The organism is Bacillus sp. AY3-1 (assembly GCF_008368785.1).
GTDB classification, from domain to species: domain Bacteria; phylum Bacillota; class Bacilli; order Bacillales; family Bacillaceae_G; genus Bacillus_A; species Bacillus_A wiedmannii.
On record NZ_QORZ01000021.1, the window covers coordinates 121830 to 147372 of the forward strand.

Consider the following 25543-nt stretch of genomic DNA (forward strand, 5'->3'; position numbering starts at 1 on the left):
TCAAAAATTGTGTTTAGATGAAATTATATGAGTGAAAAATCTGAAAAACAATGTTTTTTGAACATTCGGAAAAATATAAGTTAATCTTTACAAAGAAAACGTTACCACGTGTTACACAATCTTTTTTTATAATACATAAGGGGTTTCTTGATACACGTAATAATTCAGCCAATTAGAGAATAATAGATTCCCATGGCTTCTCCACCTTACAAGTGGTTTCTCATCTGGATTATTATGCTTAAAATAATTTTTCGGCACATCAATATTTAACCCTTTTTGGCGGTCCCGTTCGTATTCTTGCTTTAACGTATCACAACTATATTCACTATGCCCGAGCGCAAACACTTGCCTTCCTTCTTGCCCAATGACAAGGTGAACACCCGCTTCCTCAGAATTTGCTAATAATGTTAAGTCTGTCACCTCTCTAATATCACGCTCTCGTACTTCTGTATGACGAGAATGCGGGGCAAAAAACAATTCATCAAACCCTTGTAACAATTTCACATGTTGCTCACGAACTTCATGTTCAAATACACCGAACATTTTTTCCTTAAGAGGATACTTTGGAACACCATAATGATGATACAAGCCAGCCTGTGCCCCCCAGCAAATATGAAGCGTAGATGTTACATTCTTTTTTGAATACTCCATAATACATTTAAGCTCTTCCCAATAATCTACCTCTTCAAAAGAAAGAGTTTCAACTGGTGCTCCTGTAATAATAAGTCCATCAAATTTCTCATTCTCAATATCACGAAATGTTTTATAGAAACTCGTTAAATGGTCCTGCGCTACATTGCGAGACAAATGTGATTCCATATGAAGTAAGTGAACATCTAATTGCAGCGGTGTGTTGCCAATTAAACGAAGTAATTGCGCTTCTGTTTCTTGCTTTGTAGGCATTAAATTTAAGATAGCAATTTTCAATGCCCGGATATCTTGTGTTTCTGCTCGCTCCTTCGTCATTACAAAAATATTTTCCTTCTGCAACACTTTGCGAGCTGGTAAATCTCTATCAATTATGATCGGCATGTTCTTTGCCTCCGACTAGCGCTGCTTCTAAATCTGCAATAATATCAGAAACATCTTCTATACCAACCGATAAACGAATTAAATCTGATGTAACGCCAGCTAGACGCTGATCTTCAGCATTTAATTGTCTATGCGTTGTGCTAGCAGGATGTATAACACAAGTTCGTGCATCCGCTACATGCGTTACGAGAGTTGCTAGTTTTACATTTGCGATAAATTCTTTCGCTGCTTCTAATCCGCCCTTAATGCCGAATGTTAAAACACCACTAGCACCTTTTTTCAAATACGTTTGTGCTAACGAGTAATTTTCATTGCTATCTAATCCCGGATAATTCACCCATTCAATACGTTCATGGTTAGCAAGCCACTTAGCAACTGCGAGAGCATTTTCACTATGACGCTCCATTCTTAAATGTAGCGTTTCTAAGCCGATATTGCTAATATACGCATTGAATGGGCTCATACAGTTTCCATAGTCTCTTAATAATTGAACACGTGCCTTCACAATATACGCTGCTGCACCAAAATTTTGAACGTAACTTACGCCGTGATAACTTGGATCCGGTTCAACAAGTTCAGGATATTTCCCATTTGTCCAATCAAAGTTCCCTCCGTCAATGACAATGCCGCCTAAAGAGCTTGCATGACCATCAATATATTTCGTCGTAGAATGAACGATAATATTTGCTCCGTGCTCAAATGCTTGGCATAAATAAGGAGTTGCTAATGTATTATCCACGATAAAAGGTACTTCTAACTCTTTCGCTGCATCTGAAAATTCTTTGAAATTTAAAACGTTCATCGCTGGATTTCCTAACGACTCTGCATAAACAAGTTTCGTCTTATCATTAGCAAGGGCCACAATTTCATCAGCACTTAAATTCGGATTAAAGAACGTAACGTCAATACCAAGCTTACGCAAACTTACTCCAAATAAATTAAACGTTCCGCCATAAACTGTGGAAGAACAAAGCAAGTGGTCTCCGCTACTACAAATATTTAAAACAGCAAGCATAATAGCAGCCTGCCCAGAAGCCGTTGCAACAGCTCCTACACCACCCTCTAAATCCGCTAACTTTTGCTCAAATGCAGCTAAAGTAGGATTTCCAATACGCGTATATATATATCCTTCTGCCTCTAAATTAAATAGCGCTGCTAAATCATCTGAAGTATCGTATTTATACGTTGTACTTTGATAAAGTGGCAAAACACGCGGTTCACCATTCTTTGGTGTATAGCCACCTTGCACACAAATTGTTCCTTTTCCCCATGATTCTCCCATCTCTCATTCTCCTTTCTTTTATACAAAATAAAAAACTGCTCCTTTCCTGAAAACAAGAAAGGAGCAGTTTGAAAACACGCTCTAAAGGCTCTTTCTTATCTTTCAGGATTATTACCTGCAGGATTTGGCACAATTCCGTTATACGGCTGTTGCCAAGGTTTCATCGGGCCTGTCCCTCCACCTTTTCTTGATAAGACTATGCAATTACCGTTGATTTTATAGCAATAATTTCCTAATGTCAATCAGTTTTTCTGAATGTTCTAAATTAAACACGAAGAATTTGACATACATAACAAAAGAAATATATTCCATATTCATTTGAAAAAGACCTTTTAAAACCCTCGATTACTATATAAAATTAAGTAAGTAGTTTAACTGTATACATTTCAAATTCTCACGATACCTCAATATATTTAATAAGCCAACCTCTCAAAAAAATACTATATATATTCATTTCATTTCACAGGAGCATATTTAATGGAATCATGATGTAGACCATGTACATATCTTATTCAAGGCACATCCGAATACAGAAATGACAAAGTTCATTAATGCTTATAAAAGTGCAAGTTCTCGACTAATCAAGAGAGACTTTCCCCATGTGAGAAAGAAACTTTCGAAAGAAATGTTTTGGTCAAGAAGCTTTTGCTTGATTACTACGGGTGGTTCGCCGATAGATGTAGTAAAGAAATATATTGAAAATCAAGGGAAAAGTGAGGTATAGGCAATGTTAAAATCATACAAATATCGTATCTATCCAAATAAAGAACAACAAATGTTTTTCTCAAAAACATTTGGATGTGTTCGATTTGTATACAACAAGATGCTTGCAGAGAGAATCAAATCTTATCAAGAATCACAGGATAAACTTGATAAATCTGTTAAATATCCCACGCCTGCACAATATAAGGCTGAATTTCCATTCCTAAAGGAAGTTGATAGTCTTGCGTTGGCGAATGCTCAAATGAATTTGAATAAAGCATACGCTAACTTTTTTCGTGATAAATCTGTTGGATTCCCGAAATTCAAAAGTAAAAAGGATAACCATCGTAGTTATACAACAAATAACCAAAAAGGCACGGTTTACATTGAGAGTGGTTATATTAAGCTGCCAAAACTAAAGACCTTGGTAAAGATTAAACAGCACAGGCAATTCTTTGGATTAATTAAGTCTACTACAGTGTCTCAAACACCTACTGGTAAATACTTTGTATCGATTTTAGTAGAAGAAAATGAGCAATTGTTTCCTAAAGTTGATACAAAAGTTGGTATTGATGTTGGGCTAAAAGACTTTGCAATATTGTCTAATGGCAAGAAATATGAGAACCCTAAATGGTTGAGAAAAGCGGAAAGAAGATTAGCTCTTCTGCAGCGCTCTTTGTCGCGTAAAAAGAAAGGTTCAAACAATAGAAACAAGGCCAGGTTACAAGTTGCAAGACTTCATGAGAAGATTGCGAATCAACGCAATGATTTTCTTCACAAGATAAGCAATGAAATCACAAACGAAAACCAAGTAATTGTGATTGAGAACTTGAAAGTGAAGAACATGCAAAAAAATCACAAATTAGCAAAAGCAATCAGTGAAGTATCTTGGGCTAAATTCAGAGAGCATCTTGACTATAAAGCAATATGGAAAGGTCGCGATTTGATAATCGCACCTAAGAATTATGCGAGTAGCCAATTGTGTTCTTGCTGTGGTTATAAAAATAAGGAAGTCAAGAATCTAAGCCTTAGAGAGTGGACTTGCCCTGAATGCAATAGCCATCATGATAGAGATGTAAACGCAAGTATAAACTTACTAAAATTAGCCATGTAATTGGTATTTTCTTTAGGGGTAGGTACTACCCTTATAGCTTGGTAAATATAGATAGCTAATAAAAGTATCTACTTCCCAAGAAGCTCCCACTTCAAACAGTCCGTAAGGACGTTAAGTGGTGAGTAGTTCACTCCTTTCGACATTAGAACTTACATAACGGAGGTATAACATGACAAACACAAAGGACATGCACTATATACTCGTCCTATACGGCATTCTTTTAGGCTCTATAGTAGGAGCAACAGTCTGGCTATTTTTAGTTACAATAAATATCGGCATTCACTTTATTTGGGGATACTTACCTACTATTTTCTCTTCTCCCCCGTATTACACTATTTGTGTAACAACTATCGGTGGTATTCTCGTTGGTTTAACCCAAAAATACTTCGGCACATATCCACGTCTTATGCCGGAAGTGATGGGTGAATATAAAAAAACAGGTAGAATTGAATACCGTTTTGTACATAAAGCTACTTTAACTGCGATTATCGTTTTAATATTTGGAGCTAGCTTAGGTCCCGAAGCAGCACTTGTTGGAATTATCGGTGGACTTTGTACATGGGTAGGGGATCGCTTTACATTTGCCTTAAAAGGAATGAATGAACTAACAGAGGTTGGAATTGGCGCTACTTTAAGTGTAATTTTTAACGCGCCATTATTCGGTTATTTAGCTCCAAATGAAAATGAGGGTGAGCAAATTAACGAATTTTCTAAAGGAAAAAAAGCAATTGTATATTTAGCTACCACTTTCGCTGGCTTTTCCGTTTATTTATTACTTAGTAAATTCGATAATCGCGGATCCTTTATCGTTGATTTTGGGGAAGGTTCCCTTTCTCTTAATGAATGGATCGCCTTTCTACCACTTGCTAGTATTGGTGCTATAGTTGGTTTCTTTTATTTCAAATTTGAATTCACATTAGAGAAATTAATCCATCCCTTCAGGGAATACAAACTATCACTTGGTATTATCGGTGGTATTTTATTAGGAATTACAGGAACTTTTCTCCCGTACACGTTATTCTCAGGAGAACACCAATTAAAAGATTTAGTCGTTGAATGGAGTCACTTGTCCTTCTGGGTATTACTTCTTTCAGGTGTTTTAAAATTATGTATTACTGCCGTTTGTTTAAATACAGGCTGGCGCGGTGGACATATTTTCCCAATTATATTTGCTGGATCTAGTATCGGATATGCTATAGCTTCCATTATCCCGATAGATCCAATCGCTTCGGTAGCCATCGTCACGACAGCAATTTCAAGCTATGCATTAAGAAAACCAATTGCTATAACATTACTATTACTCATGTTTTTCCCGCTCAATTTACTATTACCGATGCTTGGAGCGGCAGCGATTGGTAATGCATTTCCACTTCCTAAAAATAACGAAGCTACAAACGAATAAAAATAGGCAGTAGGGACAAAAGTTCCACTGCCTATTTTTATTACACACGTTGCTTCAATAACGCGTATAACTCTTCAAAATTTTGTACTTCATATGTTGGCACAATCTCGCTATTATTTGATTTCTTTTCTGGATTAAACCAACAAGTATCAATTCCCGCTACATATCCACCTTTCATATCAGCACTTAACGAATCCCCAATAATGAGCCCTTCTTCAGGGGAAAAATTAGGAATTCGTTCAAAAACATAATCAAAATACTCTTTCATCGGCTTTTGGAATCCCGTATCTTCAGAAACGAAAATATCTTTAAACAAGGCATGTAATCCTGCATTACGTAAACGTTTATCTTGCGTCTTAGAAATACCGTTTGTCACTATATATAAATCGTACTCACTTTGAATTTGACTTATAAATTCAAACGCACCTTGCATAAGTTGGTCTCCTTCTTCTAAGTAGCTACGATAATTATTTTCGAATAATACTCCATCTACTTCTTCCCCGTACTCTTTAAACAAAATTGAAAACCGCGTATTTACAACTTCATCACGGTTCATTTCACCTTCCTCAAAAGCATCCCAAAGACTTTTATTAATTTTTTTATAGTGCCCTTCAACCTCGCTAGTTAGAGGAATCCCTTTCTCTTCAAACAGCATACGTAACGCCATTTTCTCCGCCTTCTGAAAATCTAACAATGTATCATCTACATCAAATAGCAATGTTTTATATTTTTTCATAAGCCCTTCACACTCTCTTTTCTACAAAAACAAATTTACGTAAATCGTATCATTCCTTCTTGTAAACATAATAGGAGATATCTCATACTAAACATGAGGTGAAAATATGAAAGTCAGCAAAAATAGCGAAGAAATCTCTCATTACATGCAAACTTACAACGTCCATACTCTTTTTTCTTTTAATGTCTTACCGTATGCTGAACTACATTCCTTTCAAAAGAGAGAAAGGATATGTAATGAAGGCGTTGATGTTCCTTATCTTTATTACTTAATTTCCGGAAAAGCGAAAATATATATGAGTCACAAAAACGGGAAGGTCTCCTTAATTAACTTTATTCAAGCACCTTCGTTCATTGGAGAATTAGGGTTAATTGGCGTTGAATCCGTTACGAAAACGGTGGAAGTGATTGAAGATTGTATGTGCTTAGCGCTCCCTCTTAAAGATTGTCAGCATCTTTTATTGCAAGATGCTACCTTTCTACAGAAACTATGTAAATTTATCGGCGAAAAAACAATTAGCCGAACAGAAAGTTACGCCAAAAACAATAGTTATCCGTTCGAAAATCGATTAGCGGCTTTTATTCTATTAACAGAACAAAATAACAGTTATACAGAAAAACATACCGAGGCTTCGGAATACTTAAATGTCAGCTACCGCCATCTTTTATACGTATTAAACCAGTTTTGCCAGCAAAATTACTTAAAAAAAGACGGAAGAACCTATTACATACAAGATCGAATTCAATTAGAAAAACTGGCTGATGAACTTAAAATATAAAAAAGTAGCATTAACGTTTACCTGTTAATGCTACTTTTTTCGAGTGACGATTCTATTTTCAATTAAAATTTACTTGCCACTTTAGCTGCTTCTTCAAGACCAGCTGTAATGATTTCTTCTGCTTTATCTGGGAATTGGTTATGTCCTTCAATAACTACTGTTTCCATATTTGTTGCACCGAAGAAGCCCATCATGCTTGCTACATATTTAACAGCCATTTCTACTTCAGCTGCTGGACCTTCAGAATATACGCCGCCGCGCGCGTTTAATAATGCAATCTTCTTATCTCCAATTAGACCAACTGGACCTTCTGGCGTATATTTAAACGTTTTGCCAGCTCGGTTTAAATAATCAATATATGTGTGTAGCACTGCTGGAATCGTTAAGTTCCATAATGGGAAACCGAAAACGACTTTATCAGCTTCTAAAAATTGATTTAAATACTTATCAGCAACTGCTACTGCTTTTGCTTCCTCTTCAGTTAAATCAAATCCTTTACCTGCTTTGAATGTACCATTAATCATATCTACGCCTACATATGGTAATTCTTCTTTATATAAATCAAGTTCTACTACTGTATCATTTGGATGTGCTTCTTTATAGTTTGCTAAAAATGCCTCGTATAATTTCACACTAACTGCTTGTTCCGCTGGGCGGTTGTTTGCTTTTACAAATAAAACTGTTGCCATTGTTTTTCCTCCTAGTACTCACTCTTCTGTTGTTATATGCTTTCAAAAAAGGTATCCCTTGTAATTGTTGTTTTGTTGCTTACAAACATATTTTATCTTTATATCAAGACAATTTCGTCCTCACATAGACGTATTTTTCCATAAAAAAAGTCCACCTTCTAAAGGCGAACTAGGTCTTACGACTTTTGTCTTACACAATTCCATTTTTCACTGCATATAATGCTGCTTGCGTGCGATCAGATAAATTCAACTTACTCAAAATACTACTTACATGAGCTTTTACCGTTTTTTCTGTAATAACTAAAACAGAAGCGATCTCTTTATTACTCATCCCTTTCGCTAATAGCTGCAACACTTCATTTTCTCTCGCCGTTAGCACATCCACTTGAATAGAAGGTTCTTCTTCCTTTTCTTCCACAGGTAATGTTTGAGAGAGAAGAGTATTTGCTATATCTGGATGTAACTGTATATTCCCTTTATACGCACTACGAATTGCCTCAACAAGTTGATCTGGTTCTACATCTTTTAAAATATACCCGCTTGCTCCCGCCCTTAACGCTGGTAAAACATGCGCCTGATCAGAAAAGCTTGTTAATACAATTACTTTCACATCAGGATATTCTTTTTTGATACACGCTGTCGCCTCGACACCATCCATTTCGGGCATATATAAATCCATTAGTACAACATCAGGATTTGTTTCTCCTACTTTCACTAATGCTTCTTTCCCGTTATTTGCTTCTCCAACTAACTCTAAATCTTCCTGTGTACTTAAGAAAAATGCTAATCCTTTTAAAACGACTGTATGATCATCAACTAATAATACTTTTATTTTCACAAACTTCCCTCATTTTCACATCATAATGGTACATTTATTTTTATACTTGTTCGTTTTTTTTCACTTACAATTTTAATTGTTCCACCAATTAGTTCTACTCTTTCGCGCATCGTTGTCATGCCAAGTGACTTCTTCTCTTTTATGTCCTTTTCTATAAACCCATTACCTTGATCCACTATTTCTAATGATACATTGTTCTCAGTTACTTTAAAATAAATCGTCGCTTCCTTTACACCTGCATGCTTACTCACATTGTTTAGCGCCTCTTGTCCAATGCGCCACAGTGCTTCTTCTACTACACGAGGTAAGTCACGAACACCAGTAACTTGCTCCCTAATCTTCAATCCTAAGTTTTCACCGTACTGCTTTAGAGCAGGTAATAACCCTTTCTCTAATCCTGCCGGACGAAGCTGCCAAATTAATGTCCTCATTTCTTTTAAAGCTCCTTGTGCTAATTCACGCATCTCATGCAAAGATTGATCTACCTTTTCATTTTGACCTTTTAAAACTGCCTCAGCGCCTTTTGTCATAAAGGTTAACGAAAATAGCTTTTGTGAGACTGAGTCATGTAAATCTCTTGCCAACCGATTCCTTTCTTCCATTCGTACAAGTTCACGGCGCTGCTCATTTAATCTTAAATTCTCGATTATTAACGAGACATGATTCGATAGCGCTTGGATTACATCTATTGTGTTAACATCAAATTCTCCATTATTCAAACTAACACATAAAACACCAAATATATGATTTTGAATATGTATTGGTGTAGCAATAACAGCTCTATTTAGATGTACACTATGCCCAATTTGATGTTTTAGTAGCACCGGCTCATCTTGTTCTAACGCCTTCTTTGCCGCTTCTTTTACATCCTCTTGTAACTCTTCCTGACTATAGGACGCTCGCAAAGATAATTCCTTTTCTTCCCTAATAAAAAAAGCCACTTGATTCCATTGAAATACTTCACCTATATGATTTACCACTTTTTCAGGTAATACATTAAATTTATGAATCGTTTTTAAATCTTGAATAAAACGTTCCAATTTCACATAATAATGTGCTCTTCGCTTTTCATTTTCATATAATTTTGTTCGCTTTAAGGCCGTCCCAATTTGGAAAGCAACCGATTGAAGTAATACTAATTCTTCTTCCGAAAAATGCGTTTTACCAGGACTTGCCACATTTAACACACCAAACTTTTCTCCTCCAGCCTTTAAAGGAACCGTAGCATGATGAAGAATGCCTTCTGTATCTCCCCAATTATATTCAATTGCATTATTAATTCTTTTACATTCAATAATATTAACGGCTCTCTCCAATTTCCCATCCACAAAGCCACGTAAACACCAACATTCCCCTTCACACATCGGACGTTTATTTTCATATGTAAGTGCCTCTGGCAACTGGTAATCAATCAACTTCGTATACTTCCCATTTTCATCCGCAAGAAAAATCCATCCTGTCGTTAAACCTGTTACACTAAGCAATTTTTCTAGCACCGCTTGCAATACATGGTATGTATCATTTGATGTATTTAGTGTTTCTGCAATTTCTTTTAATATAACTAATTCATTTGTGCGATTATCTCGAAACATAATCAGTCTCCTACACGCAAAATTTTAAATAGCTCCTAAAATAAATCATCTACTTTTCACTTTGTACTTATTCGTAACATTGATATAATGGTGAAAACATAGTTTTCATTATATCACTTGAGGGGGCTTTCATAATGACATTAAATAAAGCACTTACTATCGCTGGTTCTGATACAAGTGGCGGTGCTGGTATACAAGCAGATTTAAAAACATTCCAAGAACTTGGTGTATACGGAATGACATCTCTTACGACAATCGTAACGATGGATCCACATAACGGTTGGGCACATAACGTATTCCCAATCCCAGCTTCTACATTAAAACCACAATTAGAAACGACAATTGACGGTGTTGGAGTAGATGCTTTAAAAACAGGTATGCTTGGATCAGTAGAAATTATTGAAATGGTTGCTGAAACAATCGAAAAACATAATTTCAAAAATGTAGTAGTTGACCCTGTTATGGTATGTAAAGGTGCTGATGAAGCATTACATCCTGAAACAAATGACTGCTTACGTGACGTTCTTGTGCCAAAAGCATTAGTTGTAACGCCAAACTTATTTGAAGCTTACCAATTAAGCGGTGTGAAAATTAATTCTCTTGAGGACATGAAAGAAGCAGCGAAGAAAATCCATGCTTTAGGTGCGAAATATGTCCTAATTAAAGGCGGAAGTAAGCTTGGTACGGAAACTGCAATCGACGTCCTATATGATGGAGAAACATTCGATCTTCTAGAATCAGAAAAAATTGATACGACAAATACACACGGCGCAGGTTGTACATATTCTGCTGCTATCACAGCAGAACTTGCAAAAGGAAAATCCGTAAAAGAAGCAGTAAAAACTGCTAAAGAATTTATCACAGCGGCTATCCGCTATTCATTCAAAATTAACGAATACGTGGGCCCAACACATCACGGTGCATATCGTAAATTCGTTGTATCAAAAGAACTTGTCTAACATATGAATAAAAATACCCACAGAGTTCTTACATTGCCTCTGTGGGTATTTTTATGGGGCTTTACATCTTCTGGTCATCTTACCTTTAAGATGCAGAACTGACCTGATTTCTTCCATTTCTTTTAGAGTAATATAATGCATCATCAGCTGCTTGAATAAATTGATTTGGTGATGACTCAAACTCTGAAATCCCTACCGAAACCGTAATTTTTATTTTTGTTCCATCTAACAATTGAAATGAATGTTTTTCAACAGCTGTACGAATTTGCTCCCCCATACAAATTCCATAAGCTATTTCCCTCTTCGGTATCAAAAGTGCAAATTCCTCTCCACCCTTTCGAAAAGTCAAATCCGGAAATGTTGAAATTTCTCTTAAAATACGCCCTACTTGTTTTAATACTTCGTCTCCTGCAGGATGTCCATACGTATCATTTACATGCTTAAAGTGATCAATATCGATAAGTAATAAACAAAGTGAATCATTTTTCACACGTTTATTACTAATATGACGATTCATCTCTAAATCAAATTGCCTTACGTTTCCTAGACCTGTTAATGCATCTACCGTTGCGTATTGCTTCATCGTTTGAAATAACTCATTAGATTGCAATACGTAATTTGCACTAAAAAACGTGATATATCCTGTAACAATACTAGAAAATAAATATAATCCCACTATGTGGATGTCTTTAATTAACCATATATATAGCGCTGGGATTAGAATAGATAAAATATATGTATGTAACCATGCCCACTTTTCTGCTAAAGAAAGCTTCATACGCGAAATAAAGATACTACCTATCCCTATCGCAATGATTGTATAAAAAGCTACTTGAGAAGCTAATGAATAATCCATAAATAATAATCTAGTTACTAAAATCATACTAACAGCTATAGTACTCGCTATTGGTCCTCCAATTATAACGGCTAGAATGACGGCTAAGTAGCGTAAATCCAATAGGATAGTACCAACATGAACACCGAAATACATTAGTAATATACCTAATATTCCAGTAAAAACACCTACTACACATTTCTGCCAAAAAGAGAACCCTTCTTTTAATGGCTTGTCTCTTAAAAGCTGACCTCCAATAAAAATAAAGGAAAGAATAATTGTTGTGTTTACAAATAGATCCCTTAACATAAAATAATCTCCCTACTTTTCCATCTATCCCTTTCCTTATTTTATTGTATACGAAATCCCTATAATTCCCAAAGCTTTTATTTATTTTTTGCTGTTCCACGTGAAACAGCAAAAAACAAAAAAGGACGAAAGTTCGTCCTTTTTTGTTAACAGCAACGTGATATCTTTCCGCCTTTTGCATTAAACCTAGCTTCTTGCGCCTCAGCAAAAAATTGCTTTTGACATACAACCTCTTCTTCTGGATGATGCTTTTTCATATGCTCTACATATGTTTCATAGCTTGGTACCCCAACGAGTAAACTAATAAAGTGTTTCCTTTTTCCCCATACTTTCCGTAGTCGTTTAAGCATAGTTCCTCGACTCACTTTCATCTCTAGAAATATATGGCGCCTCTTTTAACGGCATCGGCTTATTTCTTAATACTTGAATCCAAATTCGAATTGCAGAAATTAATACAGCGATTACAACTATCATAAAAATCCCACAAAGCGCTGCATCAATATAATCATTGAAAATAATTTGTTTCATTTGAGCGACATTTTTAGCTGGTGCTAACACTTTTCCCTCATCTAATGCTCCCTGAAACACCTTTGCATGAGATAGAAATCCTATTTTAGGGTTTTCATGAAATAGCTTTTGATAACCCGCCGTCATCGTTACAATAAGCAATCCGACAGTTGGAATAAGTGTCACCCAAACATATGCCTTTTTCTCCATTTTAAACAAAATTGTCGTTCCAAGTAATAATGCAATACCTGCTAACATTTGATTTGCAATACCGAAAAGTGGCCATAATGTATTAATTCCACCAAGCGGATCAACTACCCCTTGGTATAAGAAATAACCCCATCCTAATACGCATAACGTTGTAGCTATTACATTCGCTAATGTAGAATCCGTTTTCCCAAATGGCTTATATACATGTCCTAAAATATCTTGAATCATAAATCGGCCTACACGCGTTCCAGCATCAATTGTCGTTAAAATGAATAGAGCTTCAAAGAGGATTGCAAAATGATACCAAAAGGCCATCATGGCTGTTCCACCTATTACTTGTGAGAAAATATACGCCATACCTATCGCTAACGTTGGTGCACCACCTGTGCGTGATAAAATCGTTTGCTCTCCAACGTTTACAGCGAGATCTTTTAGTTCATTTGGTGTAATAGCAAATCCCCATGAGGAAATAACTTGAGCTGCCTGCGAGACATCCGTACCGATAAGTGCTGCGGGACTATTAATCGCAAAATAAGTTCCTGGTGTTAATACACAAGCTGCAATCATCGCCATCGCGGCTACAAATGATTCCATTAACATTGCCCCATAACCGATTGGCTGTGCGTGTCCCTCTTGTTCAATCATCTTTGGTGTCGTACCTGATGAAACGAGAGCATGGAATCCAGACACCGCACCACAAGCAATTGTAATAAATAAGAATGGGAATAAATTTCCAGAGAAAACAGGACCTGTTCCATCGATAAATTTCGAAACTGCTGGCATTTGTAAATCTGGTGCTACAATTAAAATACCAATTGCTAATCCAACAATTGTTCCGACTTTTAAAAATGTGCTTAAATAATCACGTGGTGCTAAAAGCATCCAAACTGGTAAGGCCGATGCGATAAATCCATATACAATAAGCATAATAGCAATCGTTTCACCGCTAAACGTGAACATGCTTGCAAGCGTTGGATGCTCTGCTACATACTGTCCTCCAATAAGAGACAGTATAAGTAGAATAATTCCGATTACTGACCCTTCTCCAACCCGGCCAGGCCTAATGTAGCGCATGTACACTCCCATTAAAATAGCAATAGGAATCGTTGCTGCTATTGTAAACATTCCCCAAGGACTTCCGACAAGCGCCTTTACTACCACTAATGCTAATACCGCTAATAAAATAATCATAATGCCTAAAATGCCTATCATTGCAATAAGCCCTGTAACAGGACCGATCTCATCTTTAATCATTTCTCCTAAAGATTTACCATTCCGTCTCATCGAAGCAAATAAAATTACAAAATCTTGTACAGCTCCAGCGACAACTACCCCAACAATAATCCATATTGTCCCTGGTAAATATCCCATTTGCGCTGCCAAAATCGGTCCTACTAAAGGGCCTGCCCCAGCAATTGCTGCAAAATGGTGCCCAAATAATACCCACTTATTTGTCGGAACATAATCTTTTCCATCGTTTAATGTATGGGCTGGCGTTTGCCTATTATTATCTAAACCAAATACCTTTCTCGCTATAAATCTACTATAAAAGCGGTAAGCAACTGCATACACACATACCGCAGCTACTAAGAGCCACACGGCATTAATAGTTTCACCTTGTGATAAAGCTATTACACCAAAAGCACCTGCGCCTACTGCTGCAATAACTCCCCATAGTAAAATCGACTTCAATGTTTTCACATACAATCCCCCCAATACTATCGCTTAGTGGGATTGTACTAAATTTTCTGAATATTTAATTTGAATCCTCCTTATCATGAAGGATTTTTAGTTTATCATGTTAAAAAATTCGCATTACCTACTATAATTCAATCTTATTTCGAAGTCGTTTCACATAATTACGACTAACTGGAATCGGTTGCTCATCATATTTATCTAAATACAGATTATATGTGCCATTATAATAAGGTTTTAGTTCTTGTACATATGACATATTAATTAAATAACTTTTATGCACACGTAAAAAATCATATACATTTAGCTTATTTTCCAGCTCCTGAAGTGTATATGTTGAAATATACTGATTATTTGTTGTATAAATTGAAACCGTTTTGTTTTCCTTATTTTTGCTTACATATACAATATCTTCAGGGAAAATATACCGAATTCCCTCTTGACCTTCTATCGGTAGTTTTCGCAAATAACTCTTTGCTTTCTCGCCTTGCTCTTTACACATTCTATATAAAAGGAATTGCAAATCTTCCTCACGAAATGGGCGTAGTAAATAATAAAATGCTTGAAAACGAAATGCCGTAATCGACTCTTCTATATCTTCACCCATAAAAATCAATTTCGTATAACAATTTACTTCCCGTAATAAACTCGCATATTCAAAACCAGTTCCATCTAGTAATTTTGAATTCAAGAAAACAAAATCTGGTGTATGCTTTTTCATGATAAATAATGATTCTGTTCCCGTATTCGCTTCAAAACATTCTATATTCCTTATATTTTCAGTAAATTTTTCAGCTAAACTTCTTCGCTCTTCTGCTTCTTCCATGATCAGTAAAATTTTCATTTCTTCAACCACCTAATTCTTTTGTCCATATGTCTTGTTGTATACATTCGCCTTTATAAGAAACATTCCCTTTTTCTTACTATACCATTATTTATCTAAAAAAACAGAAAAAAGGAAACCACGACGGTTCCCCCTGCCCTTTTATTCCATTATTTGTAGGAAGTAACACTCACTGAATGCGAAGAAATGAGTGTTACTTCCCCAAAAACACAATTGGTGCTGGCTAATAATCAGCGAGGGATAAATCCCTCACCGATTAAACTTTCACCTTATACTAATTCTCGTTGCTTCGTTTCTTGCCCAAGTACAATTACAGCAACTACGCCAATTAAAATTGATCCACAGAAAATCGTAAATATTAGTGATAGTGAAGCCTGTGAAGCAACTAAATATCCTACTAATAGCGGCCCAAGAATACCACCAATACGACCGAATGCTGCTGCCATCCCTGCACCTGTACCACGAATAACCGTTGGATACTGTTCCGGTGTATAAGCGTATAATGCACCCCAAGCACCTAAATTAAAGAAGGATAGTAACATGCCTGCTACGATTAATACCGTTAATGACTCCGCCACTCCAAACAAATAAGCACTACATGCTGTACCGATTAAATACGTAACTAAAACGAACTTACGACCAAGTCGTTCAATAAACCAAGCAGCCGTGAAATATCCTGGCAATTGAGCTAACGTCATAATAAGTACGTACTGGAAACTTTTTATTAAACTAAATCCTTTTAATACCATCACACTAGGTAACCAAAGGAACATCCCATAGTACGAAAAGACAACAGAAAACCATAGAATCCATAACATAATTGTTGCCTTACGATATTCCCCAGACCAAACTGACTTTACATTTTCGATAACAGATGGTCTTTTTTCAGCCTTTTGAAATCTCGGAGAATCCGGTAAATTCCATCTTAAATATAAAGCATATAATGCCGGAACCGCGCTCAATACCATTGCAACTTCCCAACCATATTTCGGAATAACAAAATACGAGATAAGGGCTGCAATTAGCCATCCACCTGCCCAAAAGCTTTCTAATAGCACAACTATTTTGCCACGTTCATGCGCTTCAACGCTCTCTGATACTAATGTAGACGCAACTGGAAGCTCTCCGCCAAGCCCCATACCAATTAAAAATCGTAAAACAAGGAACATCGCAAGTGTCGTCGTTAAAGCAGTTAAACCACTACCGATAGAAAATAGTAATAATGTAATAATAAAGACTGATTTCCGCCCTATTTTATCTGATAGTATTCCAAAAACGAGTGCTCCGACTGCCATACCAATCGAATTAATGCTGCCTATCCAGCCCATTTCTTGCGTACTTAATCCCCAATCTTTTTGCAGTGCTACCATTACAAATGAAAGCATTCCAACATCCATTGCATCAAATAACCATCCAAGCCCTGCTATACCAAGTAGCTTTCGCTTCGAAATTTCTTTCACCTTGCCCACAAGAAGTCCTCCTTACACAGCTGTCTTTACACATCATTTTACATGTGTGAATTGTATAAGTAAAATACTTTCGTTCAAAAAATTCTCCTTCATCATTCCCCAAAAATAAAATACTTATCACACTATTTGAGGGCAGTAAGACTCCCACCTCAAAATTCAGCTGAAACAAAAAGGTTAAATTGAAGACCAACTACCATTAAACGTCCAATTGGTGAGGGTTAACCATCAGTGATGGATGAGCAAAACCTCACTTTATTAAAAATGACCAAATAAAAAAGTAGCGATATTCCGCTACTTTTTCGAACGCATGACTTCTTTTAAAAATTCCGCTAATACTAACTGACGACGCCAGCGCGTTGGATTACTACACAATCTATAAAACCACTCTAAGTTAATTGCTTGAATCCATTTTGGTGCACGTTTTACCTCTCCAGCCCATACATCTAAACTTCCGCCCACTCCAACAGCCATCTTCGTTTCTAAACGATGCTTATTAGTTTGGATAAAATTCTCTTGTCTTGGGAAACCAAGCGCGACAAGTAATAAATCTGGTTTTGCTTCTTGAATACGAGAAACGATACTCTCTTCTTCTTCTTGTTTAAAGTACCCATCTTGTGTACCCACAATAGATACTGCTGAATATGTCTTCGTTAAATGATCTGCTGCAGCTTGTACAACATGCGGTTTTGCACCAAGTAAGAAAACAGATACTGGCTTATTCTCCTCTGATAACTTTGCAAATAGATTACACATTAAATCAAAACCTGCTACACGTTCCTTTACAGGTGTACCTAACATACCACTTGCTTTTACAACTCCAATACCGTCAGGTGTAATTAAATCTGTATTTAATAATGTTTTATGGAATGTTTCATCCTTTTTTGCACACATAACAATTTCAGGATTTGCTGTTACTACCTGAAAAGTATGAGTTCGCTCCAATTCTAGTTGTCCCTTCAAATATTGGATCGTTTCATCCATTGTCATTGTAGAAAAAGGAACACCTAGAATATCAACCGTTTTTACTTCCATGATTAACTATCCTCTCTATTTCAGTAAAAGTTTTTTATATGCATTATAAGTATCTTCATACAAATTCTTTAGCGAGAAATGAGTAGATGCATGAGTATATAAACGATTTCCCATCGCTTCTAATTCACCATTCAACCATTTTTCATAAGCATTTTCTAACGCGTTTGCTAACGAATCCGCATCACCAATCGGTACAATCCATCCATACGTATCATCAACTATTAACTTCTTCATATCACCTACATTTGTTGCAATAGATGTTAAGCGTTGATTAGCCGCTTCTAATAAAACAAGAGGGAAGCTTTCGCTATAAGAGGTTAACAAATTAATGTGTGCAGATGCATATAATTCTTTTGAATCTGTACGAAAACCTAGAAAAATCACCTTATCCTCTAAGCCCTTTTGTTTCACCATCTCTTTTAATTCTGCTTCTATAGGTCCATCACCAAGCAAGAGCACCTTTATATTTGGAATTTTAATTTTTTGTAACGCTTCAAATAAAATATCATGACCTTTAACAGGATGAAGACGCGCTACTTGAACAGCTGTAAATACTCCTTCATCAATGCCAAATTCACTTTTATCATAAGGTTTTGCTGGAGTATTATCATACTCGATTCCATTATAAACCGTACAAATCTTCTCTTCTGGTACACCTAGTTTTATTATGTTTCTCTTAAAGTTTTCCGTAATTGCAAAGAATAAATCTACCTTCCTGAAAGAACGTAAATTTAACTTCGTAAATACCCATCCTTTTAATCCCCTCTTCATAAAATCCAACGTTGGATCACTGTGGACAGTCATTATCCATTTCGCTTTTATACCTTTTTTCAAGAGGGAGAGATAGAAATTTGCTCGTGCGCCATGTGTATGCACAATGTCAAATTGATTTTCATTAATAAATGCCTTTATTTTTGAAAGAATTGATAGGTCGTACCGAGATGATTGGGTAAAAACATGCACTTGAATACCAAGGTTTCTCGCCTCTCTAGCAATCGCACCTTCTTCAAATACCATTAATTCCACTTCTTCCTTTGAAAATTGAGATAAAAGTGAAATAATATGTGTTTTCCCCCCACCTTCTTCTGCACCAGCATTTAGATGTAACACTTTCATTTCCTATTTCCTCCACACTTTTTATTTTTACTTACTATAACAAAAATAAAAGCTAACATGCGCTAGCTTTTATTTTTTAATCATTCAATTTCCAAATCAACAAGTAGGTATGCGCTAATAAGGACTAAATAAAAACTTACACCCGGTGCCATTAAAACATGACCAGCTATAAATGAAATACCTAAAGCCAAACCTATTCCAGTCATTATTAATACATATTTCACAGTGAATAATTGTTTGAATTTAGTCAATACAAGTCTAATAATTTTAAATCCAAAGTATACAAAAGGTAGTAAAAGTAACACAAGTCCACCAATTCCAAATGAATAGAACCAATCATGGAAATCTCGTTCAATTAATTTCGGCTCACCTTTATAATTACCTGAATAACCCATACCTAATACTTTTTGAGAAAGAGGAGCTTTTTCATAGTACTCTTTATACTGCTGTTCAAATAATTCCCTGCCACTAAAAATAATAGCCTGTGTTTCCTCTTTCTGTTCTTTTTCTTTTTCAATTTCTTTCTCTTTTTCCGTCTCAATAACGTGAGGTTTATGTTCTTTCAATTCTTCTACTTGTTTCGCATTTTCTTCCTTCTTCTCATTTTGCAGCTTCTCAATTACTTGAAAATGTAGCCCCATATTTTTCATAAATGGTGAGAAAGGAGTGTATGCCATTACCCCTAGAAAAACAGTCATTGCAATCATACCATTTAATACATATGCATTTTTCTTTGCATCTTTACGTTGCATAAATGCCTGAATAAAACACATGATGAACGCAATAATCATTGTAGCAAAAATCGCTCCAAATCCAACCTTTGTACCAACGGCAAACAATGAAAAAATAATCAAAATAGAAGGAATCCAGCAATATATTTTAGACATACTAGTTGTTTTTTCAATAGAATATAAAACAACTATTGGACAAATAATCGCCAGAATTGAACCTAATTCATTCCCTGCATAAAACCATCCACGTGAACCAACCTTTAACCAATCATAACTGTTATAATCTGTTCCTGTTACAACCGAAACTACCATTACTATATTTATAATTAATGCTGCATAGGCAATATTGTTTCGCATTTTAAAATGCCTATTTTCTTTAAGTGATTTAAAGACCAAAATATAGCAAGTAAACATGATAAACGGATATAAAGATTTCGCTATAAACTTAATCTCTTCCCCTAATACGATAGGATCCTTAACCAATTTATTATTAATTAGTCCTATAGTGAAAAAAGCACCCATTCCAATTATATACAGCAAGTACTTAAGATTCCCTCTTTTCCTAGCTTGGAATACAATGTATATTCCTCCTAGGCCCATGACAAATAGACGCGCAAGAACTCCAATGGTTGTATCAATTTTTAAAACCATTATACAAAATGCCGTGAGTAAATCTAGAATTGGCTGTAACATTATAAAAATCAGTAAGAAATTTTCAAATTTACTACTTATACTGTTTTCCTTTAACATTTAAAGCCTCCATAACTATTACATAATTTCAACCTATAGAATAAACATTTTTTATTCATCTCAAATGTTTATTATAACATAACCTTATTGTTAAACTATCCGATTTATATACCAATTTTTATAATAGAAAAGGTAATAAATTTGTATTTTCAAACGCTTTCTTTCCTAATTTATTCTTTTTTTTTACACGTAAAGAAAATACATTGTTATTTCCAAAACTTTAGTGTATATTTTTTCTCTGGAACATCTTTATAAGGAAGGAATTAGAGCCATGTTATTAATCGATATATTTACGTTTCTTGGCATTATCGCCGCTGCCATTTCTGGTACATTAGTTGGTTTGAAAAAAGATTTAGATTTATTCGGTGTCCTTTGTTTAGCTGTAGCTACTGCGCTCGGCGGCGGTATTATTCGTGATATTATGATTGGTAACCTGCCTCCTGTCGCATTTGTAAAACCTATTTACTTTTTCGTAAGCGTATTATCAGCATTATTTACTTGTATGTTTTTTGAGCGCATCAATAAACTTCAAGTCGTTATTATGCTTTCTGATGCTGTTGGTTTAGGTGTATTTACAGCTATTGGTGCAAATGCAGCAATGTCACATCACGTTGACGCCTCGTTTTTAGTAGTTTCAATGGGCGTCATTACAGGTATTGGAGGCGGTATTTTGCGTGACATTTGCGCTCAAGATATCCCTTACGTATTCCGAAAAGAAATTTACGCAATCGCTTCTATCTTAGGAGCAATTAGCTTCCTAATCACACATGCAATGGGCGCGCACGTATTAGCCTTCTATGTTTGTTTATTAGTAACATTCGTTATTCGTGTCGTGACTGTAATATATAATGTACATTTCCCAGTTTTCTTTAAAACACACGCTAAGATTAATAAAGGCCATTAAGAGGATTCTACATAGAATTCTCTTAATTTATATACAATTCCATATACTGTAGAGTAATTTTGTATAACAATATATAATTACATTAGAATACAAAATTGAAAACGCTTTACAAACAGGGGGAAGAATGATGCTTGGGGTTTTTAAAAAAAATAAAACAAACACCAGTATAATTGAGTTAAGTAAAGGCCAACAAATAATATTTAATGTGCCTGCTAATTCTGAACTAAAAACTCAAATGGATATGCTACATATTTCGAAGGAAGATTTACAAATTGTAAAAGTATTACAGCCGTTTATTTATGAGGAAATAGATTGGATCACTGAAAAATTCTACACCAACATCACAAAACAACCTAATTTAATTGCCGTTATTGAACGCTACAGCTCTATTCCCAAATTAAAACAAACGTTAAAGACACATATTAAAGAATTGTTTAGCGGTAATATGTATGAAGATTTTATTGAACAACGTGCTAAAATTGCAAGAAGACATGTACAAATTGGTTTACATAGAAAATGGTATACTGCAGCCTATCAAGAATTATTCCGTTCCGTCATGAAGATTTTGCAAACTAAAATTTCAACAATAGAGGATTTTTCTTATTCTATAAATGTAATAAACAAATTATTTACATTAGAACAAGAACTTGTTATTGCGGCTTATGAATCCGAATATGAAAGAATTCAAAAAGAACATGAAAAAGAAAAAGAACTGACAGCTATGACGATTACACATATTGCAACAGAACTAGCAGCAGTATCTGAAAAAACAAGTTCTTCTATTCAACAGTTAACATCTAAATCAGAAAATATTGTAGGAATTGCAAAAACAGGTACATCATTAGCCACAACATCAGAAGAAAAGGCTAATAAAGGAAAAGAACAATTAAATCTGCAAAACAAACGTATGGAAAGCATTCAAACAAATATGGAAACTATCATTACTGATACTCGTGAACTTCTCGATATTTCTAATAAAATTAACGAAATCATTGATATCGTAAAATCAATCGCTGAGCAAACAAATTTACTAGCATTAAATGCTGCTATTGAATCTGCACGTGCTGGTGAATTCGGTAAAGGTTTTTCAGTCGTAGCGGGAGAAATTCGAAAGTTATCAGAGCAAACGAAAGAATCTATCTACAACGTTACAAAGCTCGTTGAAAAAACTAATAAACAAATTATCCACGTCTCTTCCTCCGTAGAACAAATTAGCTCTCTCGTATCTGAAGGGACAGATAGTATGCATGCGACAGATCAATATTTCCAAGAAATCGTAAAAGATATGTCTAACTCTAAAGACCAGAATAAAAAAATTGAAAATGAATTAGAAGTTATTTCACAGGTAATGAAGAGTATTCAAGACGACTCCTCAAAAATGGCCTTAACAGCGGATAGTTTGCAGCTAGAACTAAACCGATAAAGCAAACAAATATAAGGGTGGAGATTCTTCATCTCTCCTTTGTATGAACTCTAATCATCCATCTACAAAAAAAGAATCCAAAATGGATTCTTTTTATTTTCTGAAAAATATTTTTTGACAGTAAACATAACTCATATAAACACCAAAGCTTTGTAAAATAAACAAGGCTGGCACAATCATATTGTAATATGCCATATGTACTTGGAAAAGTCTTAACAACACATATCCACTAATTAACAATAAGAACAACATATATCCTTCATTTTGTTTTGTCTTAATAAGGAAATGTAATAATGCTATAGCCATAAATAATGTTACCGTTATATATATAAGTTTTTCACATTTAAATAGAATAGAATTTACTCCCTCATCTGAAAACTGATTAATCACTGGTTTTAAAAGATTAAATCTTTCATCTTCAATCTCTTTTAACTTTTGATTAATGTGCTCTGATACACTTTGATTTTTCGTTATTTTTTCCTCACTTTGATTTTTCCCAATTAAAACAGATTGAACATACATCTCATTCGAAATCGTGTATTGGGACATTCCCATTGCCTTAATTCCGTAATTCACACAAAAATGAGCACTATAAAATAGAATTAGTATGCCTATCATCTTTAATAGCACTTTTTGTTTCGTTGCTGATTGAAAAAATTCAATTAACAACACATATACAGTGATAAAAATAGGAAGAAATAATCCCATTGGGAAAATCATATTGCTAAATGCAAAGAAGATTGCTGAAAACACCCACATATAAGGATGATCTAATCCTTTATATAAAAGTATGTAACAAGCAAAATAAAATAGAAATATTGCGAGCGATTCTTGTGTTAATAAGGAACTCATAAATATATTTGAGATATATAAAGCATAAAATCCAGATGCAATACGACCACACTCTTCCCCAAAAATCATTGACGTAATGCGATAAATGAAGAATGCGGTCCCTGTACAAAATAAAACATTAAATAGCTGTAAAGCAAATACCGTATCACCAAATATACGAATAATAATCGATTCATAAATGATAAAAGGTAACTGAGCTACATTCCCTATGTTATTACCAATTGCAACCTGCTTTGCAGATTCATACATTGCTTTCATATCACCAATCATTGGAACATCTATAAATATAACCATACTAAGTCTCACAACTATAGATGTGCCTATAAGAAAAATAAGAAATTGTTTATCTGTAAAACGATATTGTAAAATCGATGTTACTAACAAAATAAGGATAATAAAAATTACTAATATAATTGTTAAACTCATTGTACTTCCTTCAAAAAATTGCTTACTCGTTTCAAATGCTGACCAGCAACTATAAATAAAAAATGCGAGCATCGTACCAACCATTATTTTACTGAAGAAAGATGAAAAATTTGTTTGTATATGATTCATATGTCCATTGCACCTCTATTTCCATTCATAACACAACGATTCTATCATGAATGGGCACACAGCTGATAGGGAATTTATATAACAAATATGTATTCTTCACTTTTCACTTGCAATGTAAGCGAATCCTCTTTTACACTACATTTTAGACAAAATAAATTTTCTTTCAGTTGCATGAATATACTTGCAGAAGTATTCCTCCCCCTCTATCCATACCTTTTACTCATTTGAATATCTGGTAAAATCCAATAGGAACTAATACTCCTTTTATGTCATAAAGAACATGTCACTCTGATTGAAAACGTAACCTAGGGGCTGATTATATGGAAAAGAAATTTATGAGAGAATCAAAAGCAATTAAAACAACACGTGTTTTCCCAAACGATTTGAACAATCATCAAACTTTATTCGGTGGAAAATTATTAGCGGAAATTGATAGTATTGCTTCTATTGCAGCTGCCAGACATAGCAGAAAGCATTGCGTTACAGCATCTATTGATTCTGTTAATTTTTTAACACCAATTCAACAAGCTGATTCTGTTTGTTACGAAGCGTTTGTTTGTTATACTGGTAAATCATCTATGGAAGTATTTGTGAAGGTTATCGCAGAAAGCTTATTATTAGGAGAACGTCGCATCGCTGCTACTTGCTTTATTACATTCGTAGCTCTAAAAGATGGGAAACCTTCTTCGGTTCCGCAAGTACTGCCAGAAACTGAAGAAGAACATTGGTTGCACAAAACTGGTCTAGAACGTGCAGAAGACCGAAAAAAAGGACGTCTAAAAAGTAAAGAAATGGCTGAAGTACTAACTTTAAATAAACCTTGGAGCGTATAAAAAACAATTTCCTTCTGAGCGAATATGTAGTATATATATTCGCTCATTGCTTTGTAAACAATTCAAACATCCACTACGATTTTTATAGTCACCCCTTAACATATATATATCTATCTTAACTACGCATATCCATTCTTATTTTCTTTTTTATACAATTTATTTTATATTTATTTCTATACAAGCAATAGTTGATTTACAAAGTTTATGTAAGGTACACTTATACTCGTAATTAACAAATGAAGGTGATGATTTATTGCTCATATAAAAAACTATACCTTCAAAACTGTATATAAAATGTATTTCATTATACTAAAATTATTCACACTTCAAATGTATTTTTATATGGAGCCAAAT

22 protein-coding genes, 2 pseudogenes and 1 riboswitch are annotated in these 25543 nt (G+C 34.9%); of the genes and pseudogenes, 9 read left to right on the top strand and 15 right to left on the bottom strand.

Going from position 1 to position 25543, the window contains the following annotated elements; translation table 11 throughout:
• Window positions 1-126 precede the first annotated feature (126 nt).
• Both metA and DN389_RS22615 read right to left on the bottom strand, forming a co-directional pair.
• Entirely contained in the window at window positions 127-1032 is a 906-nt protein-coding gene (gene metA / locus DN389_RS22610; protein WP_098189258.1) for a homoserine O-acetyltransferase MetA, read from the bottom strand.
• Window positions 1016-2314 (bottom strand): bifunctional O-acetylhomoserine aminocarboxypropyltransferase/cysteine synthase, encoded by a 1299-nt coding sequence (locus DN389_RS22615; RefSeq protein WP_149237642.1) that lies wholly within the window; start codon window positions 2312-2314, stop codon window positions 1016-1018. The genes metA and DN389_RS22615 overlap by 17 nt, the downstream gene beginning before the upstream one ends.
• 92 nt (window positions 2315-2406) lie before the next feature.
• Window positions 2407-2511, bottom strand: a riboswitch (SAM riboswitch).
• A 281-nt stretch (window positions 2512-2792) separates the two neighbouring features.
• Here DN389_RS22615 and tnpA point away from each other — a divergent pair.
• The 3 genes and pseudogenes from tnpA to DN389_RS22630 form a co-directional block, all read left to right on the top strand.
• Window positions 2793-3038: pseudogene (gene tnpA / locus DN389_RS22620) on the top strand (IS200/IS605 family transposase); the annotation flags it as partial.
• A 3-nt stretch (window positions 3039-3041) separates the two neighbouring features.
• A complete protein-coding gene (tnpB, locus tag DN389_RS22625; RefSeq protein WP_075311655.1) occupies window positions 3042-4130 on the top strand; it encodes an IS200/IS605 family element RNA-guided endonuclease TnpB in 1089 nt (362 codons plus the stop codon).
• Between the two features lie 169 nt (window positions 4131-4299).
• Entirely contained in the window at window positions 4300-5532 is a 1233-nt protein-coding gene (locus tag DN389_RS22630) for a chloride channel protein (RefSeq protein ID WP_075311657.1), read from the top strand.
• A 40-nt stretch (window positions 5533-5572) separates the two neighbouring features.
• On the opposite strand, the gene DN389_RS22635 is transcribed toward DN389_RS22630, so the two are convergent.
• Window positions 5573-6268 (bottom strand): YjjG family noncanonical pyrimidine nucleotidase, encoded by a 696-nt coding sequence (locus DN389_RS22635; RefSeq protein WP_048542774.1) that lies wholly within the window; start codon window positions 6266-6268, stop codon window positions 5573-5575.
• A gap of 106 nt (window positions 6269-6374) precedes the next feature.
• Between DN389_RS22635 and DN389_RS22640 the strand changes: the two genes are divergently transcribed.
• Complete coding sequence (locus tag DN389_RS22640; RefSeq protein WP_087981907.1) at window positions 6375-7046, top strand: transcriptional regulator YeiL; 672 nt, start codon at window positions 6375-6377, stop codon at window positions 7044-7046.
• 62 nt (window positions 7047-7108) lie between these two features.
• Here DN389_RS22640 and DN389_RS22645 read toward each other — a convergent pair whose 3' ends face one another.
• From DN389_RS22645 to DN389_RS22660, 3 genes are all read right to left on the bottom strand, one after another.
• On the bottom strand, window positions 7109-7735 hold the full coding sequence (locus tag DN389_RS22645; RefSeq protein WP_000246726.1) for an FMN-dependent NADH-azoreductase: 627 nt from the start codon (window positions 7733-7735) through the stop codon (window positions 7109-7111).
• A 190-nt stretch (window positions 7736-7925) separates the two neighbouring features.
• The gene (locus tag DN389_RS22655) at window positions 7926-8573 is read right to left on the bottom strand and encodes a response regulator (protein ID WP_000695802.1); all 648 of its coding nucleotides are present in this window, start codon (window positions 8571-8573) and stop codon (window positions 7926-7928) included.
• A gap of 20 nt (window positions 8574-8593) precedes the next feature.
• Complete coding sequence (locus DN389_RS22660; RefSeq protein ID WP_046955478.1) at window positions 8594-10165, bottom strand: GAF domain-containing sensor histidine kinase; 1572 nt, start codon at window positions 10163-10165, stop codon at window positions 8594-8596.
• Window positions 10166-10299: 134 nt separating this feature from the next.
• On the opposite strand from DN389_RS22660, the gene pdxK reads away from it, so the two are divergent.
• On the top strand, window positions 10300-11124 hold the full coding sequence (pdxK, locus tag DN389_RS22665) for a pyridoxine/pyridoxal/pyridoxamine kinase (protein ID WP_000174240.1): 825 nt from the start codon (window positions 10300-10302) through the stop codon (window positions 11122-11124).
• 85 nt (window positions 11125-11209) lie between these two features.
• On the opposite strand, the gene DN389_RS22670 is transcribed toward pdxK, so the two are convergent.
• The 8 genes from DN389_RS22670 to DN389_RS22710 form a co-directional block, all read right to left on the bottom strand.
• Complete coding sequence (locus tag DN389_RS22670; RefSeq protein ID WP_097858884.1) at window positions 11210-12268, bottom strand: GGDEF domain-containing protein; 1059 nt, start codon at window positions 12266-12268, stop codon at window positions 11210-11212.
• Between the two features lie 146 nt (window positions 12269-12414).
• The gene (locus tag DN389_RS22675; RefSeq protein ID WP_000919820.1) at window positions 12415-12618 is read right to left on the bottom strand and encodes a YbdD/YjiX family protein; all 204 of its coding nucleotides are present in this window, start codon (window positions 12616-12618) and stop codon (window positions 12415-12417) included.
• Window positions 12611-14686: a carbon starvation protein CstA gene (cstA, locus tag DN389_RS22680; protein WP_098191153.1), complete on the bottom strand. Its 2076-nt coding sequence runs from the start codon at window positions 14684-14686 to the stop codon at window positions 12611-12613. Before cstA ends, DN389_RS22675 begins: the two co-directional genes overlap by 8 nt.
• Window positions 14687-14807: 121 nt before the next feature.
• A complete protein-coding gene (locus DN389_RS22685) occupies window positions 14808-15524 on the bottom strand; it encodes a LytR/AlgR family response regulator transcription factor (protein WP_060487932.1) in 717 nt (238 codons plus the stop codon).
• A 269-nt stretch (window positions 15525-15793) separates the two neighbouring features.
• Window positions 15794-16993: an MFS transporter gene (locus DN389_RS22690; protein WP_000521099.1), complete on the bottom strand. Its 1200-nt coding sequence runs from the start codon at window positions 16991-16993 to the stop codon at window positions 15794-15796.
• A gap of 291 nt (window positions 16994-17284) precedes the next feature.
• Window positions 17285-18025: a WecB/TagA/CpsF family glycosyltransferase gene (locus DN389_RS22700; RefSeq protein ID WP_046955475.1), complete on the bottom strand. Its 741-nt coding sequence runs from the start codon at window positions 18023-18025 to the stop codon at window positions 17285-17287.
• A gap of 15 nt (window positions 18026-18040) precedes the next feature.
• Complete coding sequence (locus DN389_RS22705) at window positions 18041-19141, bottom strand: glycosyltransferase family 4 protein (protein ID WP_098814962.1); 1101 nt, start codon at window positions 19139-19141, stop codon at window positions 18041-18043.
• Window positions 19142-19221: 80 nt separating this feature from the next.
• Window positions 19222-20622, bottom strand: coding sequence for an O-antigen ligase family protein (locus tag DN389_RS22710; RefSeq protein WP_149237643.1), 1401 nt, complete (start codon window positions 20620-20622; stop codon window positions 19222-19224).
• A gap of 271 nt (window positions 20623-20893) precedes the next feature.
• Between DN389_RS22710 and DN389_RS22715 the strand changes: the two genes are divergently transcribed.
• The 3 genes and pseudogenes from DN389_RS22715 to DN389_RS29245 all read left to right on the top strand — a co-directional run bounded on the left by DN389_RS22715 (window position 20894) and on the right by DN389_RS29245 (window position 22949).
• Window positions 20894-21526 carry a trimeric intracellular cation channel family protein gene (locus DN389_RS22715; RefSeq protein WP_000924371.1) on the top strand — a complete coding sequence of 211 codons (633 nt, stop codon included), beginning with the start codon at window positions 20894-20896 and terminating at the stop codon, window positions 21524-21526.
• A gap of 241 nt (window positions 21527-21767) precedes the next feature.
• Window positions 21768-22145: pseudogene (locus DN389_RS29240) on the top strand (protoglobin family protein); the annotation flags it as partial.
• Complete coding sequence (locus tag DN389_RS29245; RefSeq protein ID WP_370512820.1) at window positions 22143-22949, top strand: methyl-accepting chemotaxis protein; 807 nt, start codon at window positions 22143-22145, stop codon at window positions 22947-22949. The pseudogene DN389_RS29240 and the gene DN389_RS29245, both read left to right, overlap by 3 nt.
• Window positions 22950-23042: 93 nt before the next feature.
• Here DN389_RS29245 and DN389_RS22725 read toward each other — a convergent pair whose 3' ends face one another.
• Window positions 23043-24356 (bottom strand): ArnT family glycosyltransferase, encoded by a 1314-nt coding sequence (locus DN389_RS22725; protein WP_098191149.1) that lies wholly within the window; start codon window positions 24354-24356, stop codon window positions 23043-23045.
• Between the two features lie 320 nt (window positions 24357-24676).
• Between DN389_RS22725 and DN389_RS22730 the strand changes: the two genes are divergently transcribed.
• The gene (locus tag DN389_RS22730) at window positions 24677-25189 is read left to right on the top strand and encodes an acyl-CoA thioesterase (RefSeq protein WP_000412137.1); all 513 of its coding nucleotides are present in this window, start codon (window positions 24677-24679) and stop codon (window positions 25187-25189) included.
• The last annotated feature ends 354 nt before the right edge of the window (window positions 25190-25543 follow it).

Excerpts from the sequence above, each read along its gene's own strand:
- DN389_RS22675 (WP_000919820.1), bottom strand. The coding sequence starts at position 12,618 with ATGCTTAAACGACTACGGAAAGTATGGGGAAAAAGGAAACACTTTATT.
- DN389_RS22660 (WP_046955478.1), bottom strand. The coding sequence starts at position 10,165 with ATGTTTCGAGATAATCGCACAAATGAATTAGTTATATTAAAAGAAATT.
- DN389_RS22640 (WP_087981907.1), top strand. The coding sequence starts at position 6,375 with ATGAAAGTCAGCAAAAATAGCGAAGAAATCTCTCATTACATGCAAACT.
- DN389_RS22725 (WP_098191149.1), bottom strand. The coding sequence starts at position 24,356 with ATGAATCATATACAAACAAATTTTTCATCTTTCTTCAGTAAAATAATG.
- DN389_RS22705 (WP_098814962.1), bottom strand. The coding sequence starts at position 19,141 with ATGAAAGTGTTACATCTAAATGCTGGTGCAGAAGAAGGTGGGGGGAAA.
- pdxK (WP_000174240.1), top strand. The coding sequence starts at position 10,300 with ATGACATTAAATAAAGCACTTACTATCGCTGGTTCTGATACAAGTGGC.
- DN389_RS22685 (WP_060487932.1), bottom strand. The coding sequence starts at position 15,524 with ATGAAAATTTTACTGATCATGGAAGAAGCAGAAGAGCGAAGAAGTTTA.
- DN389_RS22615 (WP_149237642.1), bottom strand. The coding sequence starts at position 2,314 with ATGGGAGAATCATGGGGAAAAGGAACAATTTGTGTGCAAGGTGGCTAT.
- DN389_RS22715 (WP_000924371.1), top strand. The coding sequence starts at position 20,894 with ATGTTATTAATCGATATATTTACGTTTCTTGGCATTATCGCCGCTGCC.
- DN389_RS22730 (WP_000412137.1), top strand. The coding sequence starts at position 24,677 with ATGGAAAAGAAATTTATGAGAGAATCAAAAGCAATTAAAACAACACGT.
- DN389_RS22645 (WP_000246726.1), bottom strand. The coding sequence starts at position 7,735 with ATGGCAACAGTTTTATTTGTAAAAGCAAACAACCGCCCAGCGGAACAA.
- tnpB (WP_075311655.1), top strand. The coding sequence starts at position 3,042 with ATGTTAAAATCATACAAATATCGTATCTATCCAAATAAAGAACAACAA.
- DN389_RS22670 (WP_097858884.1), bottom strand. The coding sequence starts at position 12,268 with ATGTTAAGGGATCTATTTGTAAACACAACAATTATTCTTTCCTTTATT.
- DN389_RS22700 (WP_046955475.1), bottom strand. The coding sequence starts at position 18,025 with ATGGAAGTAAAAACGGTTGATATTCTAGGTGTTCCTTTTTCTACAATG.
- DN389_RS22630 (WP_075311657.1), top strand. The coding sequence starts at position 4,300 with ATGACAAACACAAAGGACATGCACTATATACTCGTCCTATACGGCATT.
- metA (WP_098189258.1), bottom strand. The coding sequence starts at position 1,032 with ATGCCGATCATAATTGATAGAGATTTACCAGCTCGCAAAGTGTTGCAG.
- DN389_RS22635 (WP_048542774.1), bottom strand. The coding sequence starts at position 6,268 with ATGAAAAAATATAAAACATTGCTATTTGATGTAGATGATACATTGTTA.
- DN389_RS22710 (WP_149237643.1), bottom strand. The coding sequence starts at position 20,622 with ATGTTAAAGGAAAACAGTATAAGTAGTAAATTTGAAAATTTCTTACTG.